The organism is Streptomyces spiroverticillatus, assembly GCA_014650415.1.
GTDB lineage: Bacteria > Actinomycetota > Actinomycetes > Streptomycetales > Streptomycetaceae > Streptomyces > Streptomyces spiroverticillatus.
Genome location: BMUX01000012.1, coordinates 249,550 through 266,927, shown reverse-complemented (window position 1 = coordinate 266,927; position 17,378 = coordinate 249,550). Strand labels below are relative to the sequence as shown.

Below are 17,378 nucleotides of genomic sequence, written 5' to 3'. Positions count from 1 at the left end.
GGCGGAACTCAGACGAACGCGCCGAGCCCGGTCACCGCGCGCCCGGTGATCAGGGTGTTGATCTCCCTGGTGCCTTCGTACGAGTAGAGGGCCTCCGCGTCGGCGACGAAGCGGCCGATGCTGTAGTCGAGGACGATGCCGTTGCCCGCGAGGAGTTCGCGGCCCCAGCCGACGACTTCGCGCATCCGGGTCGTGCAGTGCGCCTTGGCCATCGCGGAGTGTTCGTCGCGGAAGGTGCCCGCGTCCTCCAGTTGGGCGAGGCGCACGACCATGCCGAGGCAGGAGGTGGCGTCGCTGAGCATCTTGACCAGGAGGTCCTGGACGAGCTGGAAGCGGGCGACGGGACCGCCGAACTGCTCGCGTTCGCGGGTGTAGTCGAGGGCGATGCGGTACGCGGCGAGCATGACGCCGACCGCCTCCCAGGCGACGCCGCTGCGAGTATGGCGCAGGACGTCGGCGGTGTCGCGGAAACCGCCCGCCTCCTGGAGGCGGTTCTCCTCGGGGACGCGGCAGTCGGTGAGGACGATGTCGGCGTTCTCGACGGTCCGCAGGGCAATCTTGTTCTCGATGAGGGTGGCCTTGAAGCCGGGGGTCGCCGTGTCGACGACGAAGCCCCGGACGCCGCCGTCCTCGCCCTCCTCGCGGGCCCAGACGACGACGAGGTCGGCGAAGGTGGCGTTGCCGATCCACCGCTTCTCACCGTTGAGGACCCAGGTGTCGCCCTCACGGCGGGCGGTGGTGCGCAGGCCCAGCGCGACGTCGGAGCCGCCTTGCGGTTCGGTCAGGGCGAACGCGCCGACCTTCTCCATGCGGCCCATCGCGGGCAGCCAGCGCTCGCGCTGCTCCTTCGAGCCGCAGCGGGCGATGCTGCCCATGGCGAGGCCGGAGTGCACCCCGTAGAAGGTGGCCATGGAGGCGTCGACGCGGGCCATCTCCAGCGCGACGAAGCCGTTGAGAAGGCTGCTGGCGGGGGTGGCCCCGCTGCCGCCGGGAGCGCCCCCGCACTCCTCGTACGCCATGCCCGCGATGCCCAACTCGCCGTAGCGCGGGATCAGATGGTGCGGGAAGGCGGCCCGCCCCCACCAGGTGTCCGCGTGCGGGGCGACCTCCTCGCGCAGGAACTCACGGACGCGGTGGAGGGTGGTGCGCTCCGCTTCGTCGAGCAGTTCCTCGAACCGGTACAGGTCCTCTTCCAGCAGGTTGTCCGCCATGCGTCCGCCTCCACGACCGTTCGGTGAGCCAAGGTGTCCGACCTCGTACCCGGTGATCCACTGGGGATGCGCGGCACCCCCGCGCGTCGCCTCACAGCGGCCGGGCGTACGTCACCGACTCCCGGTCGGCCACGAAGCCGGTCTGCTCGTAGAAGCCCAGCGCGCCGCTCGGGTTGGCGGTGTCGACGGTGAGCGAGGCGGTGTCGTACCCGGCGTCGGCGGCGGCGCGCAGCAGGTCGGACAGCAGGGCGGGGGCCGCGCCCCGGCCGCGCCAGTCCCGTCGCGTACCGAGGTAGCCGACGTGGCAGTCGCGGCTGCCGGTCGCTGCGGTGTCGGCCTCGTTCTCCTCCGCGAGGAGGTACGCCACGACCTCGTCGCCCGCGACCAGCAGCCGGGACATGGCGGGCCGGAAGGCGCTGACGCCGGTGACCCAGGTCTGCCAGTCGGCGGTGTCGAAGCGGGCGAAGTCCCAGTGGTCGCGGAAGGCGTCGTTGTGGGCCTGGCGCGTGGCGTCGTCGTACGGGGTGTCGTACGGGACCAGGCGGGTGCCGTCCGGGGCGGGACGGGGCTCCTCGATCTCCTTGAGCGGGTGCTTCATGAAGAACCACCAGCGGACGGGCGTGAAGCCGCACTTCTCGGCCAGCTTGCGCAGGCCCTCGTCGCCGGCCTTGCCGTCGAGGAGGAGTTCGCCGGTCAGGGCGGAGAGTTCGGTGTCGGCCGCGTACCGGTCCTTCGCGCGGGCGGCGAGCCAGGTGACCAGGCGGGTGCCGATGCCGCGCCGCCGCCAGTCGGGGTGCACGGCGGCGTCCGCGCCGAAGCGGGCCGCGTCGACGGCGCCGTGCGGGGTGTGCAGGACGGCGTACGCGACCATGCGCGGGCCCTCCCAGAGGGCGAGGCTGTCCTGCTGGAGGTCGAGCTTGGGGTCGGCGAGGGCCTCGGCGAGTTCGGCGGGGCCCACGTGCTCGCCGGTGCGGTCGGCGCGTTCAACGGCTTCGTGCAGGTCCTGCCAGGCGGGGACCGCGTCCCGGGTGAGGGGGCGGGTGGTGAGGCCCTCGACGGATATGGCGTCCTGTCCCTGCATGTGTGCCGTCCTTTCGCTTCGCGTACGGGGAACCCGGTGCGCGTACCCGGACTCCCCGACGATCAAATCATCTTCCGGGCAAGGACGGCATATCGGGCCGACGGTACGGGGGCGGCGAGGGGCGCCCGCGGTCAATGGAAGGTCAAGAATCCGTTCGTACGGCGATCGTCGGAATAGGTGCCTCGGGAAACAGGTTCGAGCTACACGTACCCCCGCCCGCGCTGCGACCCCGTTCCTGCCGAACCCCCGGCTCCCGCCCGTGACTTCCCACCGGAGGCCCCACCCCATGCCACAGCCGACGACCTCCACCCGCCGAACAGGCGGCGTCGTCCCTGTCCTCGCTTTCGCCGGCATCGTCGTCGCGGTCATGCAGACCCTGCTCGTACCGGTGATCAAAGACCTGCCCGAACTCCTCGACACCTCGCCCTCGAACGCCACCTGGGTCATGACGGCGACCCTGCTCGCCGGTGCCGTCTCCACCCCGATCATGGGCCGCCTCGGCGATCTCGCGGGCAAGCGCAGGATGCTGATCACCAGCCTGGCGATCATGGTGGTCGGCTCGCTGATCTGCGGTTTCACCGACCAGCTGCTGGTGATGATCGCGGGCCGGGTGCTCCAGGGCTTCGCCATGGGCGCCATTCCGCTCGGCATCGGGCTGATGCGCGACATGCTTCCGGCGGAGAAGCTGGGCTCGGCCATGGCCCTGATGTCCTCCTCCATAGGCGTGGGCGGCGGGCTCGCACTGCCGGTCGCCGCCCTCGTCGCCCAGCACGCCGACTGGCACGCGCTGTTCTTCGGCGCGGCCGGGCTCGGCGTCCTGTCGATCGTGCTGACGCTCGCCGTCGTACCCGAGAGCCCGCTGCGTGCCCGGGGCAGCTTCGACGTGGCCGGTGCGCTCGGCCTCACGCTCGGCCTGGTCCTGCTCCTGCTGCCCATCACCAAGGGCAGCGACTGGGGCTGGGGCAGCGGCACGACGCTCGGTCTGTTCGGCGCGGCGATCGTGGTGTTCCTCGCCTGGGGCTTCATGGAGCTGCGGCTGAAGGCCCCCCTCGTCGATCTGCGCACCACCGCCCGGCGCGAGGTGCTGCTCACCAACCTGGCCTCGATCATGGTCGGCGTCGCCTTCTACGCGATCTCGCTGGTCCTTCCCCAGCTCCTCCAGCTGCCGTCCGCGACCGGGTACGGGCTCGGCCAGTCGATGGTCGTCGCGGGGCTGTGCGTGGCGCCGCTCGGCCTGACGATGATGTTCACCGCCCCCGTGTACGCCCGGCTCTCGGCGCGGTTCGGCCCCAAGGTCACCCTCATCCTCGGCATGCTGATCATCGCGATCGGGTACGGGGCCGGGCTCGGCCTGATGAGTGCCGCCTGGCAGACCGTCGTCATCTCGGTGGTCATCGGCGCGGGCATCGGCCTCGCCTACTCCTCGCTGCCCGCGCTGATCATCGGCGCGGTGGACCCGTCCGAGACGGGCGCGGCCAACGGCCTGAACACCCTGATGCGGTCGATCGGCACCTCGGTGTCGTCGGCGGTCATCGGCATGGTGCTGGCCAACACCGCGACCCATGCGGGCGGGGTGGCGATCCCGACCATGCACGGCTTCCGGCTGTCGTTCCTGATCGCCACCGGTGCGGTCGTCGTCGGTGTGCTGCTCGCCCTGTTCCTGCCGGGCCGCCGCAAGCCCGTCGTGCAACTACGGGCCAGCAGCGAGGAGGACGCGGTCCTGGCGCGCACCGAGGAGACCCTCGCGGCGTTCCGCGGCAGGGTGCTGGGCGCGGAGGGCGCACCGGTGGCCCGCGCCCGGGTGACGCTGATCGACCGGCGCGGACGCCAGGCCGGTGCGGCGCTCACCGACGCCGAGGGCCGGTACGCCCTCTCCGTCCCGGCGCAGGGCCCGTACGTCCTCGCGGCGAAGGCCCCCGGCCACGCCCCGCGCGCGGCGGCGGCCACACACCACGGTGAGGACCGGACCGTACAGCTGGATCTGGCGCTGGAGGCCGCCTCGGCCTCGGAGGAGGCCGCCCGGGGGTAGGGGCCCGGCTACTGCGTACGGCCCACTCCCCCGCGCCCGTGGGCCGTACGAATCCTTCACTGGAAGGATGGACACCGCACGCACACCCCCGGCCGTGAAGCCTCCGGCCGCCGCGTACCGGAATCTGCTCGTGGCGACGCTCGGGTTCACGCTCACGTTCTGGGCGTGGGACCTGATCGCCCCGCTGGCGGTCGGCTACAAGGACCGCCTCGGGCTCAGTTCCTTCCAGCAGTCGCTGCTGGTGGCGGTGCCGGTGCTGGTGGGGTCGGTGGGGCGGATCCCGGCGGGTGCGCTGACCGACCGGTACGGGGCGAAGCTGATGTTTCCGCTGGTGTCGGCGCTGACGATCGTGCCGGTGCTGCTGCTGATCCCGGCGCGGGACAGCTACCCGATGATACTGCTGGTCGGGTTCCTGCTGGGGCTGGGCGGCACGACGTTCGCGATCGGTGTGCCGCTGGTCAACTCGTGGTTCCCGCCGTCCCGCAGAGGCTTCGCGCTCGGGGTGTTCGGCATGGGCACGGGCGGGGTGGCGCTGTCCGGCTACTTCACGCCGCGCATCGCGGCGCACGGGGAGAATCTGCCGTTCGTGGTGGTCGCGGTGGCGCTGGCCGCCTTCGCGGTGCTGGCCGCCGTGTTGATCACCGATCCCCCGGACCGTGCGGTGCCGACGGCCTCGCTGGCCTCCCGGCTGGGGCGGGCGGGCCGGCTGCGGGTGACGTGGGAGCTGTCGGCGCTGTACGCGATCGGGTTCGGCGGCGTCGTCGCGTTCGGCGTGTACCTGCCGACGTACCTGAAGACCTGGTACGAGCTGTCGCCGACCGACGCGGGCACCAAGGCGGCCGGGTTCGCCCTAGTCACGGTCATCTTCCGGCCGATCGGCGGGCGGCTGTCGGACCGCTTCCACCCGGCGGCCGTCACGGCGGGCGCGCTCCTGGTGGTGGCGGTGTTCGCCGTCGTGCAGGCCTTCGACCCGGCGCTCGGGCCGCTGGGGACGATCGCGCTGCTGGCGATGGCGGCGGGGCTCGGAGCCGCGGGCGGCAGCGTGTTCGCGCTCGTCTCGCAGGTGACGCCGCAGGCCCAGGTGGGCAGCGTCACCGGCATCGTCGGGGCGATGGGCGGGCTCGGCGGATTCCTGCCGCCGCTGCTGATGGGCGCGATCTACAGCGCCAAGGACTCGTACTCGATCGGCTTCATGCTGCTGTCGGACCTGGCGCTGGCCGGGTGCGTGTACGCATACGAGCGGATGCGTGTCACGCGCCCCGCCACGTAGCACCGGGCACGGCAGCCGCGACAAGGCCGTGGGCCCGTACGGACGAATCCGTACGGGCCCACGGGCGGTGCGCGCAGGTCCTAGCCGCCGAGGCCGGGGACCGCCGGGAGCGCCGGGACGGCCGGCACGCCGGGGATCTTCGGAACCGCGGGAGCACCCGGGACCTTCGGGAGCTTCGGCAGGCCGGGCAGGTTCGGCACCGGCAGGCCGCCGGCGAGCGCGACGCCCACCACGAGGTTAACGCTGGCGGTGAGGGTCACCGTGACAGCGGCGGCGACCGCCTTCGGGTCGCCCTTGGCGGACGCCTTCAGGAGCGCGTCGACACTGGCCTGAAGCGTGGCCACGGCCTTGGCCTGCAGGTCCGCCGCCGGAGCAGGGGCGGCCTTCGGAGCGGGGGCGGCCTTGCCGACCTTCGCGAGCGCCGCCTTTACCGCCTTGGCGTGCTTGGCCGCGTCGGCCGGGGCGAGCTTGCCCTTGGGGGCCTTGAGCACCGCGTTCACCAGGTCCGTGACCGGGGTGAGGGCACCGCCGAGGTCGCCCAGGGTCTTCGTCTGCTTGGCGAGGGCATCGGCCCCCGGAATGGCGGGTACGGGCGCCTCGGAGCTGACAGGCGCGTCGTGGACGGCCGAGAAGGCCGGGCCCGCGGTGCCCAGGGCGAGGGCGCCGCACACTGCGGTCGAGACAATCAGGCCGGCTTTCCGGGACATGCGCATGAAGAGGGTCCTTTCGGATGTGAGTGAGCGGACTGCTCGTCACCACCGTCCGAACATTGGTCACTTATCGCAATATTTGGAGCTACTTCGGTCACCTTCCGTGCACGTCGACATGGCGTGAACATGGCTGTGGCCTTGCGGTTCCCGGCTTTTTCGGACCGCGGAGGAAGTTCGTCCAATCGGGGAACGCCGTGAGGCCCCGTCAGGCGGCGCGAGCGTCTGACGGGGCCTCACGGCCGGGCACGGGGAGGGTCAGTCCGTGCCGAACTCCATGGCCGCGCGGTCCAGCGCCTCGCCCTCGGCGGAGACCTCGCCGCGCGAGGCGATGGCCTGGGCGCCGCCCTCGGGCATCTCCGGCATCGACGCGCCGATGAGGCCGGTCGAGGCGGCCTGGGCCGCGCCGATCGCCGGGTTCGAGGAGCCGATCAGGCCGAGGCCCGCGTACTGCTCCAGCTTGGCGCGCGAGTCGGCGATGTCGAGGTTGCGCATGGTGAGCTGGCCGATCCGGTCGACCGGGCCGAAGGCCGAGTCCTCGGTGCGCTCCATGGACAGCTTGTCCGGGTGGTACGAGAAGGCCGGGCCCGTGGTGTCGAGGATCGAGTAGTCCTCGCCGCGCCGCAGCCGCAGCGTCACCTCGCCGGTGACGGCCGCGCCGACCCAGCGCTGGAGGGACTCGCGGACCATCAGCGCCTGCGGGTCCAGCCAGCGGCCCTCGTACATGAGCCGGCCGAGCCGCCGGCCCTCGTTGTGGTACTGGGCGAGGGTGTCCTCGTTGTGGATGGCGTTGACGAGGCGCTCGTAGGCGGCGTGCAGCAGGGCCATGCCGGGGGCCTCGTAGATGCCGCGGCTCTTGGCCTCGATGATCCGGTTCTCGATCTGGTCGGACATGCCCATGCCGTGCCGGCCGCCGATGGCGTTGGCCTCCATGACGAGGTCGACGGCGGAGACGAACTCCTTGCCGTTGATCGTCACCGGGCGGCCCTGCTCGAAGCCGATCGTGACGACCTCGGTGAGGATCTCGACCGAGGGGTCCCAGAACTTGACGCCCATGATCGGGTCGACGGTCTCGACACCCGTGTCCAGGTGCTCCAGGATCTTCGCCTCGTGGGTGGCGCCCCAGATGTTGGCGTCGGTGGAGTACGCCTTCTCGGTGGAGTCCCGGTAGGGCAGGTCGTGGGCCAGGAGCCACTCCGACATTTCCTTGCGGCCGCCGAGCTCGGTGACGAAGTCCGCGTCCAGCCAGGGCTTGTAGATCCGCAGGTGCGGGTTGGCGAGCAGGCCGTAGCGGTAGAACCGCTCGATGTCGTTGCCCTTGTACGTGGAGCCGTCGCCCCAGATCTGGACGTTGTCCTCCAGCATCGCCCGCACCAGGAGGGTGCCGGTGACGGCCCGGCCCAGCGGGGTGGTGTTGAAGTAGGCGCGCCCGCCGGAGCGGATGTGGAACGCACCGCAGGCGAGTGCGGCCAGGCCCTCCTCGACCAGCGCGGCGCGGCAGTCGACCAGGCGGGCGATCTCGGCACCGTAGGCCTTCGCACGGCCGGGCACCGACGCGATGTCGGGCTCGTCGTACTGGCCGATGTCGGCGGTGTAGGTGCACGGGACGGCGCCCTTGTCGCGCATCCAGGCGACCGCGACGGAGGTGTCGAGACCACCGGAGAAGGCGATGCCGACGCGCTCGCCGGCGGGGAGGGAGGTGAGGACCTTAGACATAGGAAGAGTATGCATGACTACGCATGGCCATGCAAAGCCGTTCGGGTGTGACGCTGTCGACTCGTACGGATGCACGGGCTCGGGGCGGGTCCGGTCGCAGGCGGGGCCCGGGTCGGCGGACCCGGGCCTCTCGCGCACGTACCGTCAGTTCGAATACCGCGTCCGGGCCGACCGCCCGGTCCGGCGCCTCCAGTAGGCGACGGTGACGACCGCGAGGAGCGGGCCCCACAGGAGCAACGGGGCGTAGCAGAGCGTCATCACCAGTTGCTTGCCCCCGGTCGGGGCGCCCGGCTCGGCCAGCTGGTCGCTCCACGTCAGCGCCATCGTCACGGTCACGTACAGGACCGCCGCCGCTCCCAGCGCGGCCGGGACGACCGCCGCCGCCACCGGAATCCTGCGCCCGCCGAGCCACGGCACCCAGCGCGGGAGGACTTCGCCCCAGCGCTGGACGAGGCCCAGCGCGAGCAGCGCGAGGAGTTCGGCGAAGACGCTCAGGGCGATCAGGTAGAAGGAGTCGGAGCCGGGGAACCGGTCGGGACGCAGGTAGTCGTCACGGAAGCCGCTGTCCCAGCCCAGGGCGGTGGCGACGCGCCACAGCCCGGTCGGCAGGGCGGTCAGCGCGGCCACGTGGGCGGCCCGGCGGATGCCCCGCGGGACCTGCGCACTGCTGTCGCGGAGGTACGGGTCCTGGGTCGCGCTCAGTACGTCAGCCACGGCGACCGGCCTCCCGGACGGCGACGGGCGCGGCGGACGTCGCGGCAGGCGCGACAGCGGGTGCCGCAGGCACGGCAGGCGTCGCAGTAGGTCCGGCAAGCGACGCAGCGGGGGCGGCGGGTGCGGGCGGCGTCTTGGCGAGTGCTTCCCGCTGCCCGTCCGAGGACCACGGTGGCGCGCTTCGTTCGGCTGCCCGCCTTCGTGCCGCGCTCTCCCGTGCGGCCGACCTCCGTGCCCCCGCGCTCCCGGTGCCGCACTCCGCCGTACGGCGGGCCTCCCTCTCGCCCAGCCCCGCCACGTGCTGCTTCCGCATGCCAACTCCCTTGCTCCGGAGGCCCCTTCCGGGCCGTCCTGCGATGCCTCCCATCTCAGCCGTCGCAGTCCCTTCCGCCCATCCGCCGTTCGGCACAAAAGCCGAGGCCACAGTGGGTGCGGCGGGTATGCCGATCGGCAGATGCCGGTTCGGGGGCCGAGCGCTTAAGGTGCACGCATGGGGGACACAATCGGCTTGGTGCGTACGGCACTTGACGGCCTGGTCGTGCTGGTGGCGTGCGGTGCGCTGGTACGGATCGGGATCGGGATGCGGCGTGGCGGTTTCGGCGCCGCCGGGGGCGTGGACGTCTCGGCCGCCACCGCCGGGTGCGCGGTGCTGTCGCTCGTCACCTCCTTCGCGCTGCCCGCCGACGAGGCGGGGTCGGGCTGGAAGCTGGCACAGGCCTTCCTGCTGCTGCCGCTCATCGCGGCGGTGACCCGGTGGTCGGCCCCGAGGGAACTGCGTCCCTCGGTGGTGCTGGCGTCCCTGGCCGTGGCCCTGTGGCCGGTGCCGCTGGCCCCCGGCGGTTCACTGCTGGAGAGCACCGGCATCGCGGCCGTCTGGCTGCTGCCCGCACTGGCGGCGGTGGCGGCCGGGGCCCACTTCCGCCGCCAGCAGGACCTGCGGGGCCGGGCGGTACTGGACGCGCGCAGGGCACAGCGCCTCCAACTCTCCCGGGACCTGCACGACTTCGTGGCGCACGACATCAGCGGCATCGTCGTGCAGGCGCAGGCCGCCCGGTTCGTGGCGGCGACCGACCCGGGGCAGGCCGTGCTCGCACTGGAACGCATCGAGAGGGCGGGGCTGAACGCCCTGTCGGCCATGGACCGCACCATGGAGATGCTCGACCCCGACGGCACCGCGACCGCCCTGCCCTCCGTGTCCCAACTCCCCTCCCTTGTGGCCGACTTCGCCGCCGCAGGCTCCACGCAGGCAGAGCTGCACATGGCCGCGGAACTCCCGGAGGAGCTGCCGAGAGAGGTCGGGGCGGCCGCGTACCGGATCGTCGTGGAGGCCCTCACCAACGTCCGCCGCCACTCCCCCGCGGCAACCCGCGTGGACGTCACGCTGGCCGTCACCGGCGACGCCCTGGACCTGAGCGTGCGCAACGACGGCGTACGGTCCCGTCCCCGCCCCTTCGCCCAGCGGCGCGGCGGTCGCGGCGTCCCCGCGCTCACCGAACTCGCCGCCACCCTGGGCGGCACGCTCGCCGTCGGCCCGGACGGCGACACCGGCTGGCGGCTGACGGCACGGCTGCCGTTCGCCTCCGGGACCGTCCCGCCCCGTACCCCTCACGACGCATCGGAGAAGCCGAAGTGATCCGTATCCTGCTCGCCGACGACCAGGCCGACGTCCGCACCGGGTTCCGCATGGTCCTGGACTCGCAGCCGGACATGACGGTGGTCGGCGAGGCGGCCGACGGCACCACCGCCGTCGAACTGGCCCGCTCGCTCCGCCCCGACCTGGTGCTCGCCGACATCCGGATGCCGGGCCTCGACGGCCTGGAGGTCACCCGCAGGCTGGCGGGGCCCGGGGTCGAGGACCCGGTGCGGGTGCTGGTGGTGACGACCTTCGACCACGACGACTACGTGCGCACGGCGCTGCGGGACGGCGCCTGCGGGTTCCTGCTGAAGCGGTCCGGGCCGAACCTGCTCATCGAGGGGGTACGGGCGGCGGTGGCTGGCGACGTACTGATCAGTCCCCAGATCACGGTCCGCCTGCTGCGCGACCTTCCGGCGCAGCAGGCGGCGGCTCCCTCCGCCGCTCCCCCATCGCCGCTCACGGTCCGGGAGACGGAGATCGCGCACCTGGTCGCGGACGGGCTGACGAACGCGGAGATCGGGGACCGGCTGTTCATCTCCGCCGGTACGGCCAAGACCCACATCGCGAACATCCAGGCCAAGCTGAAGGTGCGCAACCGGGTGGGGATCGCCGCGTGGGCGTGGGAGGCGGGACGGGTCGCGGGCGGATAACCGCGGATAGCTGTGGATTGCGGCTCGGACGCGTACGCACGCTCGGGGTGATCATGGGGAGGTGGGTCTTCCGTACGCCAGTGACGCGACCGCCAGTGATGCAGCCTCCTCTCCTGCCGCCCGGCGGCGTCTTGCTGCCGAGGTCGTGCTCGCGTGCGCAGTGCTTGCGGCGACCGCAGCCGTACTGGAGTGGTCCCTGGAATGGGGGCCGCACGGCTCCTGGGCCCGGCTCGGTGCCGTGGCGTGCGCGCTGCTGCTGGTGCTGCGGCACAGGTTTCCGGTCGCGGTGCTGTGGGTGCTGGCGGCGGCCGTGGGTGCCGTTCCCTCGGTGGCGCTGCTGACGGCCGTGGCCGCCTTCGGGGCGGGGCGGCGGGTGCAGACGGTGCGGTGGCCGGTCGCGGTGTTCGCGGTGGCGGCGCTGCTGCCGTTGGCGGGCGCGCCGGCGACGGCTCCCTCGGCGGCTCAGGTCGTGCCGTTGGGCGTGGTCATGTCGGTTCTGGCGGTGCTGGGTCCCGGGCTGGTCGGTGTGGTCGTCGGGCAGCAGGAGCGGGCCGTACGCATGCTGCGGGAGAGCGCGCGGGCGGCCGACGGGAACGCCCGGCTGGCCGAACGGTCGCGGATCGCCGCCGAGATGCACGACCTCCTCGGGCACCGGCTGAGCCTGATCTCCCTGTACTCCGGCGGCCTGGAACTGGCCCTCGCCGCCCGGCAGCCGGCGCTGCGCGAGGAGGCGGCCCAGATCCACACGGCCGCCTCGCTCGCGGTCGCCGAACTCCAGGAGGTGCTCGGCGTGCTGGGGCAGGCCGACGACGCCCGCCCCACCGAGGCCACCGGCACGCGCGCCGACACGACCGCCCTGGTCGCCGCCTCCCGGGCGACCGGCACTCCCGTCTCCCTGGAGTGGACGGGCGAGGACCTGACCGGGGCGGCTCCCCGGCTGCGGCTCGCGGTGCACCGGGTGCTGCGCGAGGCGCTGAGCAACGCGCACCGGCACGCCCCGGGCGCACCGTCGGACGTGCGCGTGGACGTCGACGACGACACCGTGGGGGTGGGGGTGCGCAACGGGCCGTCGCCCTCCCTCCCCTCCCCCGGTACGGGGCGGGGCCTGGCCGGGCTGCGGGAGCGTGTCGGGCTGCTCGGCGGGACGCTCCGGGCCACAAGCATGGGGGCGGGGTTCGCCGTGGAGGCCGTCCTGCCCCGGGCGCTCGCCCTGGTGCCGTCCGCCCCGACGGTCGACCCGGAGCAGGTGCCCTCCCGCTGGCCGGGTGTGCTGCGGGCGGCGGCCGGGGCGGCGGGGCTGCTGGTGGTCGGGGCGCTGCTGCTGCTCGGGCTGCGGCTCGTGGACCGGTACGCGCCGGGCCCCGTACCACTGCCCGAGCCGGGGCCGGTGCGGGTCGGGATGGACCGGGAGGAGGTCGGGCGGCGGGTGGGCCCGGACGATCCGCTGGCCCGGGCCGCGGCGCTCGGCCATGAGCCCGCGGTGCCCGCCGGGGCGGACTGCGTGTTCCCGTATGTGGGCCAGGAACCGGGCCCGCACCCCGTCCACCTGGTGCGTTACTGTTTCCGCGACGACCGGCTGGTCGAGGTTTCCCGGTTCACCGTCCGCCGCTGAGCCCTGTGCCCTGCTGCATCCCGTGCCCCTTTCCGGAGTTTCCCGTGATCCGAGTGCTGCTCGTGGACGACGAGGCCCTGGTCCGTGCGGGCATCCGGCTGGTGCTGCGGCACGCCGAGGACATCGAGGTGGTCGCGGAGGCCGGCGACGACGCGAGCGCGGTCGCCGAGGCCGGGCGGGTCCCGGTCGACGTGGTGCTGCTGGACGTACGGATGCCGGGTGCTGGCGGCCTCTCGGCGGTGCGGCGGATCAAGGAGCTGCGTCCTGCGGCCGCGGTGCTGATGCTCACGACGTTCGGCACCGAGGAGTACGTGGCCGGGGCCGTGGCGGCCGGGGCGGACGGTTTCCTGCTGAAGAGCAGCCGCCCCGAGGAGCTGATCGGCGCGGCCCGGGCGGCGGCCTCCCGCGAGGCGGTGCTCTCGCCCGGGGTGACCGGACACGTGCTGCGCAGGCTGCGCGCGGCGCAGGAGCAGGAGCGCGGTGCGGCCGCCGCGCGGGCCGCCGAGCTGGTGGCGGGCCTCACCGAGCGGGAGCGGGAGGTGCTGGCCCTGCTGGGCGACGGTTCCTCGAACGCGCAGATCGCCGAGCGGCTCGGCGTGGAACCCGGCACGGTGAAGGCGCACGTGGGCCGCATCCTGACCAAGCTCGGGGCGACCAACCGGGTGCGGGCGGCGCTGGTGGCGCACGAGGCGGGGCTCACCGGCGGGCTGTGAGCCGCCGGGCGCGTCCGGCCTCGTACCCCTGCTTCTGCTGCTGTCGTGCCTACTTCCGTACGGAGAAGGCGCCCGCCCGCAGGGACGGCAGCAGGCGGCACGCCTGCCAGACGGCCGCGTACACGACGATCGCCGCGACGCCCCAGTCGAGGGCCCGCAGCGAAGCGTCCACGGAGACGTCCCAGACGAAGGCGAAGCCCATGGGGACCGGCTCGGTCTGGATGATGCCCGGGTAGACCTTCGCGACGCGCGGGTCGAGCACCTCGGCGAGGGCGCCCGCCAGCACGGCGGCGACGAGGGCCGTACGGGCGGTGATCCGGGCGGGCCGGGGCTGCGCGGGCAGCAGGGCGCCGGGGTCGGTGGCGACGGGGGCCTTGCCGTACCAGGACCACACGGCCAGGACCAGCACCAGCAGTCCGACGAGCGAGAGACCCTCCTGGACGAGCTGGGTGCCGCTGTAGGAGCCGACGACGGGAGTCAGGCCCCAGTCGACGTACGTCCCGTGGGTGAGGTCGTCGAAGAAGAGGTGGGTGGCGGTGCCGAGGGCGGCCGACAGCCAGATCCAGCCGTAGTCGTCGACGGTGCGCGGCCGGAAGCCCCGCACGGGACCGGCGAGCCTGGCACGCAGCCTCGGCCCCGCGAGGTCGGCCAGTGGCCGCTTGAGCAGCAGGTGGTAGCCGGCCAGCATCGGGAGGGCCTGGAGGGGCAGAAGATCAGGCCCGGTATCCACTCGTGCATGCCGCCGCTGTCGGGGAACGGCAGCTCGTACAGGTCGGGCACCGTCGATCCGATGATCAGCGCGGACGGCACGAGTCTGCCCCTGCACAGCGGGACGACGGCGGCGGGATGGACGAAGGTGGCGGGCATGCCGGGCTCCGGAGGAAGGGGAAGGGGGTGTTCCTCCATCCTCGGAGCGGCCGCACGGCCCGCCGTCGTACCGGGGCAGGAACCGCACCCTGCCCCATCGGCATACGCGGCGGGGGCCGGGTGTGGACCTGGGGCGGGGGTCAGGAGGCGGAGAGCGCCTTCAGTTCGCGGGTGAGGGTGTCGGTGTTCTGGAAGGTGGCGCCCAGCAGGGAGACGTGCTTCCAGTGCAGGGTGCCGTCGGGGGCCACGATGAACACGGCGCGGCGCAGGCCGATGCCGGGGGCGGTGATACCGAAGGCCTTGGCGACGGAGCGGTCGGTGTCGGCGAGCAGCGGCATGCGCAGGCCGTGCTTGCGGGCGAAGGCCTCGTGGCTGTCGACGCTCTGCGGGCTGATGCCCCACACCTCGGCCCCGGTGTCGGCGAAGGCGTCGAGGCCGCTGGAGTAGGAGCAGAGCTGCTTGGTGCACACGGGGGTGTCGTCGCCGGGGTAGAAGGCGAGGACGAGGGGGCGGCCGCGCCGGGTGCTGAGCGTGTAGTCGCCGCGAACGAAGGCGTCGTCGGTGAGCACGCCTCCGGGGAGCGTGAAGTCGGCAAGGGGGGTGCGCGGTGCGGGAGTCGGGGGCACGGAGGGGTCCTCGGGATTCGTCGCCGGACGGTCTCGCAGGAGCATAGGCGCTCCCGTGGTTCCTGGCCGGGGGCCGGGGTGCGGCTCCTGTGCGAAACCCGCCCGTCGGCCCCGGCCCCGTGTCTACGGTTCGGCCATGACTCGTTTCGACGGATACGGCGTACTCATCAGCGGCGCAGGTCAGGGCATCGGGGAGGCGACCGCACGGCGGTTCGCGGCGGAGGGGGCGAAGGTGCTCGTCACCGACCGGGAACCGGAGCGGGCCGAGCGGGTGGCCTCGGAGATACGCAAGGGGGGCGGGGCGGCGCTGGCCCAGGGCTGTGACGTCGTCGACCGGGCGGCGGTGGAGGCGGCGGTGGCGCGGGCCGTGGAGTCCTTCGGGCGGCTGGACGTGCTGGTCAACAACGCGTACGCCTGTCATGCGGAGCCCGCGCTCTTCGAGGAGACTCCGGACGAGTCCTGGTACGAGGACTTCGAGGTGAGCCTGCACGGCGCTTTCCGCTGCGTGCGCGCCGCCCTGCCGCATCTGGCGGCGGCCGGCGGGCGCGGGGCGATCGTCAACATCGGCTCCGTCAACGCGGAGCGGCACTTCGGCAACCACGCCTACAGCGCCGCGAAGGCGGGCCTGGCGTCCCTCACGCGCACGCTGGCCGTGCAGTGCGCGCCGCGCGGGGTGCGGGTGAACGTCGTCGAGCCCGGAACCGTACGCACAGGAGCCTGGGAGGGGCGCGAGACGCCGCTGGACGCGCTCCCCGCGCACTACCCGATGGGGCGGCTCGGGGAGCCCGAGGACATCGCGGCGGCGGTGACTTTTCTGGCGTCGTCGGACGCGGCGTGGATCACCGGGGTGACGCTGCCGGTGGACGGCGGTCTGCTGGTCAGCAACATGGCGATGCGGCGGACGATGGACGGGGCGGCGGTCGAGTAGGGGGTGCGGAGGCGGGTGGGCTTCGCCGGGCGGTTCGGGGGTGATCGCCTAGACTCGGCAGATGGCCAAGTACTTCGACGTGCACCCCGAGAACCCCCAGCCCCGCACCATCGCGAGCGTGGCGGACAGCATCCGGGCGGGCGCGCTCGTCGCGTATCCGACGGACTCCTGTTACGCGCTGGGCTGTCAGCTCGGCAGCAAGGACGGCATCAACCGGATCCGTACGATCCGCAACCTGGACGACCGGCACCACTTCACGCTGGTCTGCCACGACTTCGCGCAGCTGGGCCAGTTCGTGCAGCTCGACAACCGGGTGTTCCGCACCATCAAGGCGGCGACGCCGGGCAGTTACACCTTCATCCTGCCCGCGACGAAGGAGGTGCCGCGCCAGTTGCTGCACCCGAAGAAGAAGACGGTGGGCGTGCGGATCCCCGATCACGTCGTCGCGCAGGCCCTTCTCGAGCAGCTCGGCGAGCCGTTGGTGTCGAGCACGCTGCTGCTGCCCGACCAGGAGGAGCCGATGACGCAGGGCTGGGAGATCAAGGAGCGGCTCGATCACGTCGTGGACGCGGTGATCGACTCGGGCGACTGCGGGACGGTGCCGACGACGGTGGTCGACTTCTCGGACGGCGAGGCGGAGATCGTCCGGCGCGGGGCGGGGGACACCGAGCGCTTCGAGTAAGGCCATTTCACGTACGGCCGTTGCGTGCAGGCCCGTTTCGCTTACGGCTTCGCGCGGCGCGGGAGCGGATTTCGGCTGATCCGTGTCACACCGCAGTCACCGGAAGAGCATTAGGTTAGGCTTACCTAAGTTGCTCGATCCGGTGTCCTGCCGTTGCCTCTTGGAGATCCCGCATGCGCCTGCCCCGCCCCTCCCGTGCCCAGCAGCCGACCAGCGCCGAGCGCGTCCGCTCCGTGCTGGCCGCCGCCCACTCGATGACCGTCGTCAGCGACGGCGTGCACACGGAGGTGCGCAGGCTCGACGGAGAAGGCGTCATGAGCCGCATCCACGTCCATGAACCCACCGACCAGGCCCACCCCTCCCCCGGGCACGAACGCATCCCCGTGCGGCTGGAGTTCACCGACGTCGCACCCACTCCGGTACGGGACCGGGTCCGCGCCCGCGTCACGGTCACCGGTCTGCTGGCCGCGCCGTACGACTCCTCCGAGGCCCCCCAGGGCAGCACCTGCATGGAGTTCGGGCAGGCGGTGATCGAGGACGCGGACGGGCGGGCCTACGTCACCCTGGAGGAGCTGGAGCACACCCTTCCGGACCCGCTCGCCGTCTGCGAGGCGGGGATGCTCACGCATCTGCTGGACGCGCATGCCGAGTTGGTGCCCTTGCTGCTGCGCCTGGTGCGGGCGCCGCGGACCGCGGACCTGACGCGGGCGATGCCGGTGGCGATGGACCGGTACGGGCTCACGCTGCGCCTGGAGTACCCGCGTGCGCACGCCGACGTACGGCTGGCGTTCCCCACGCCGGTGACCGGGGTGGAGCAGGCGGGACCGCAGATCCAGGGACTGTTGCGGGCGGCGCGCCGGATGTCGCACCCGAACCGGCTTCCGGCCTGAGGCGATCGGTACCGCCGGTAAGCACGGAAGCCTGCGGGCCCTGGCG

16 protein-coding genes and 1 pseudogene are annotated in these 17,378 nt (G+C 72.8%); 9 read left to right on the top strand and 8 right to left on the bottom strand.

The features are described from left to right. Window positions 1-8: 8 nt before the first annotated feature. Together IE269_RS29095 and IE269_RS29090 are read right to left on the bottom strand one after the other, a co-directional pair. Entirely contained in the window at window positions 9-1,211 is a 1,203-nt protein-coding gene (locus tag IE269_RS29095) for an acyl-CoA dehydrogenase family protein (RefSeq protein WP_189826150.1), read from the bottom strand. 91 nt (window positions 1,212-1,302) lie between these two features. Next, window positions 1,303-2,292, bottom strand: coding sequence for a GNAT family N-acetyltransferase (locus IE269_RS29090; RefSeq protein WP_189826149.1), 990 nt, complete (start codon window positions 2,290-2,292; stop codon window positions 1,303-1,305). Window positions 2,293-2,578: 286 nt separating this feature from the next. Here IE269_RS29090 and IE269_RS29085 point away from each other — a divergent pair, with 286 nt between their 5' ends. Next, on the top strand, window positions 2,579-4,321 hold the full coding sequence (locus IE269_RS29085) for an MFS transporter (protein WP_189826148.1): 1,743 nt from the start codon (window positions 2,579-2,581) through the stop codon (window positions 4,319-4,321). Window positions 4,322-4,388: 67 nt separating this feature from the next. Then, the gene (locus tag IE269_RS29080) at window positions 4,389-5,591 is read left to right on the top strand and encodes an MFS transporter (protein ID WP_189826147.1); all 1,203 of its coding nucleotides are present in this window, start codon (window positions 4,389-4,391) and stop codon (window positions 5,589-5,591) included. 80 nt (window positions 5,592-5,671) lie between these two features. Here IE269_RS29080 and IE269_RS29075 read toward each other — a convergent pair whose 3' ends face one another. From IE269_RS29075 to IE269_RS29065, 3 genes are all read right to left on the bottom strand, one after another. Further along, complete coding sequence (locus tag IE269_RS29075; protein WP_229898335.1) at window positions 5,672-6,298, bottom strand: hypothetical protein; 627 nt, start codon at window positions 6,296-6,298, stop codon at window positions 5,672-5,674. A 258-nt stretch (window positions 6,299-6,556) separates the two neighbouring features. Continuing rightward, window positions 6,557-8,014: an argininosuccinate synthase gene (gene argG, locus IE269_RS29070; protein WP_189826145.1), complete on the bottom strand. Its 1,458-nt coding sequence runs from the start codon at window positions 8,012-8,014 to the stop codon at window positions 6,557-6,559. A gap of 144 nt (window positions 8,015-8,158) precedes the next feature. Next, the gene (locus tag IE269_RS29065) at window positions 8,159-8,728 is read right to left on the bottom strand and encodes a hypothetical protein (protein WP_229898334.1); all 570 of its coding nucleotides are present in this window, start codon (window positions 8,726-8,728) and stop codon (window positions 8,159-8,161) included. Between the two features lie 511 nt (window positions 8,729-9,239). On the opposite strand from IE269_RS29065, the gene IE269_RS29060 reads away from it, so the two are divergent. From IE269_RS29060 to IE269_RS29045, 4 genes are all read left to right on the top strand, one after another. Next, window positions 9,240-10,361, top strand: a complete 1,122-nt coding sequence (locus IE269_RS29060; RefSeq protein WP_268253631.1) for a sensor histidine kinase — start codon at window positions 9,240-9,242, stop codon at window positions 10,359-10,361. Further along, complete coding sequence (locus IE269_RS29055) at window positions 10,358-11,014, top strand: response regulator (RefSeq protein ID WP_268253630.1); 657 nt, start codon at window positions 10,358-10,360, stop codon at window positions 11,012-11,014. The genes IE269_RS29060 and IE269_RS29055 overlap by 4 nt, the downstream gene beginning before the upstream one ends. A 61-nt stretch (window positions 11,015-11,075) precedes the next feature. Further along, a complete protein-coding gene (locus IE269_RS29050; protein ID WP_229898333.1) occupies window positions 11,076-12,626 on the top strand; it encodes a sensor histidine kinase in 1,551 nt (516 codons plus the stop codon). Window positions 12,627-12,670: 44 nt separating this feature from the next. Beyond that, window positions 12,671-13,339, top strand: a complete 669-nt coding sequence (locus IE269_RS29045) for a response regulator (protein WP_189826144.1) — start codon at window positions 12,671-12,673, stop codon at window positions 13,337-13,339. A 49-nt stretch (window positions 13,340-13,388) separates the two neighbouring features. Here IE269_RS29045 and IE269_RS29040 read toward each other — a convergent pair whose 3' ends face one another. The 3 genes and pseudogenes from IE269_RS29040 to IE269_RS29035 form a co-directional block, all read right to left on the bottom strand. Further along, window positions 13,389-14,069: a DUF4184 family protein gene (locus IE269_RS29040; protein ID WP_229898332.1), complete on the bottom strand. Its 681-nt coding sequence runs from the start codon at window positions 14,067-14,069 to the stop codon at window positions 13,389-13,391. 32 nt (window positions 14,070-14,101) lie between these two features. Next, a pseudogene (locus IE269_RS43835) lies at window positions 14,102-14,206 on the bottom strand (DUF4184 family protein); the annotation flags it as partial. 140 nt (window positions 14,207-14,346) lie between these two features. Next, window positions 14,347-14,832 carry a peroxiredoxin gene (locus tag IE269_RS29035; protein ID WP_229898331.1) on the bottom strand — a complete coding sequence of 162 codons (486 nt, stop codon included), beginning with the start codon at window positions 14,830-14,832 and terminating at the stop codon, window positions 14,347-14,349. A 136-nt stretch (window positions 14,833-14,968) separates the two neighbouring features. On the opposite strand from IE269_RS29035, the gene IE269_RS29030 reads away from it, so the two are divergent. The 3 genes from IE269_RS29030 to IE269_RS29020 all read left to right on the top strand — a co-directional run bounded on the left by IE269_RS29030 (window position 14,969) and on the right by IE269_RS29020 (window position 17,332). Further along, entirely contained in the window at window positions 14,969-15,760 is a 792-nt protein-coding gene (locus IE269_RS29030; protein WP_189826141.1) for an SDR family NAD(P)-dependent oxidoreductase, read from the top strand. A gap of 61 nt (window positions 15,761-15,821) precedes the next feature. Continuing rightward, complete coding sequence (locus IE269_RS29025; RefSeq protein ID WP_189826140.1) at window positions 15,822-16,442, top strand: L-threonylcarbamoyladenylate synthase; 621 nt, start codon at window positions 15,822-15,824, stop codon at window positions 16,440-16,442. 173 nt (window positions 16,443-16,615) lie between these two features. Continuing rightward, window positions 16,616-17,332 (top strand): DUF2470 domain-containing protein, encoded by a 717-nt coding sequence (locus IE269_RS29020; RefSeq protein WP_189826139.1) that lies wholly within the window; start codon window positions 16,616-16,618, stop codon window positions 17,330-17,332. Window positions 17,333-17,378: the final 46 nt, after the last annotated feature.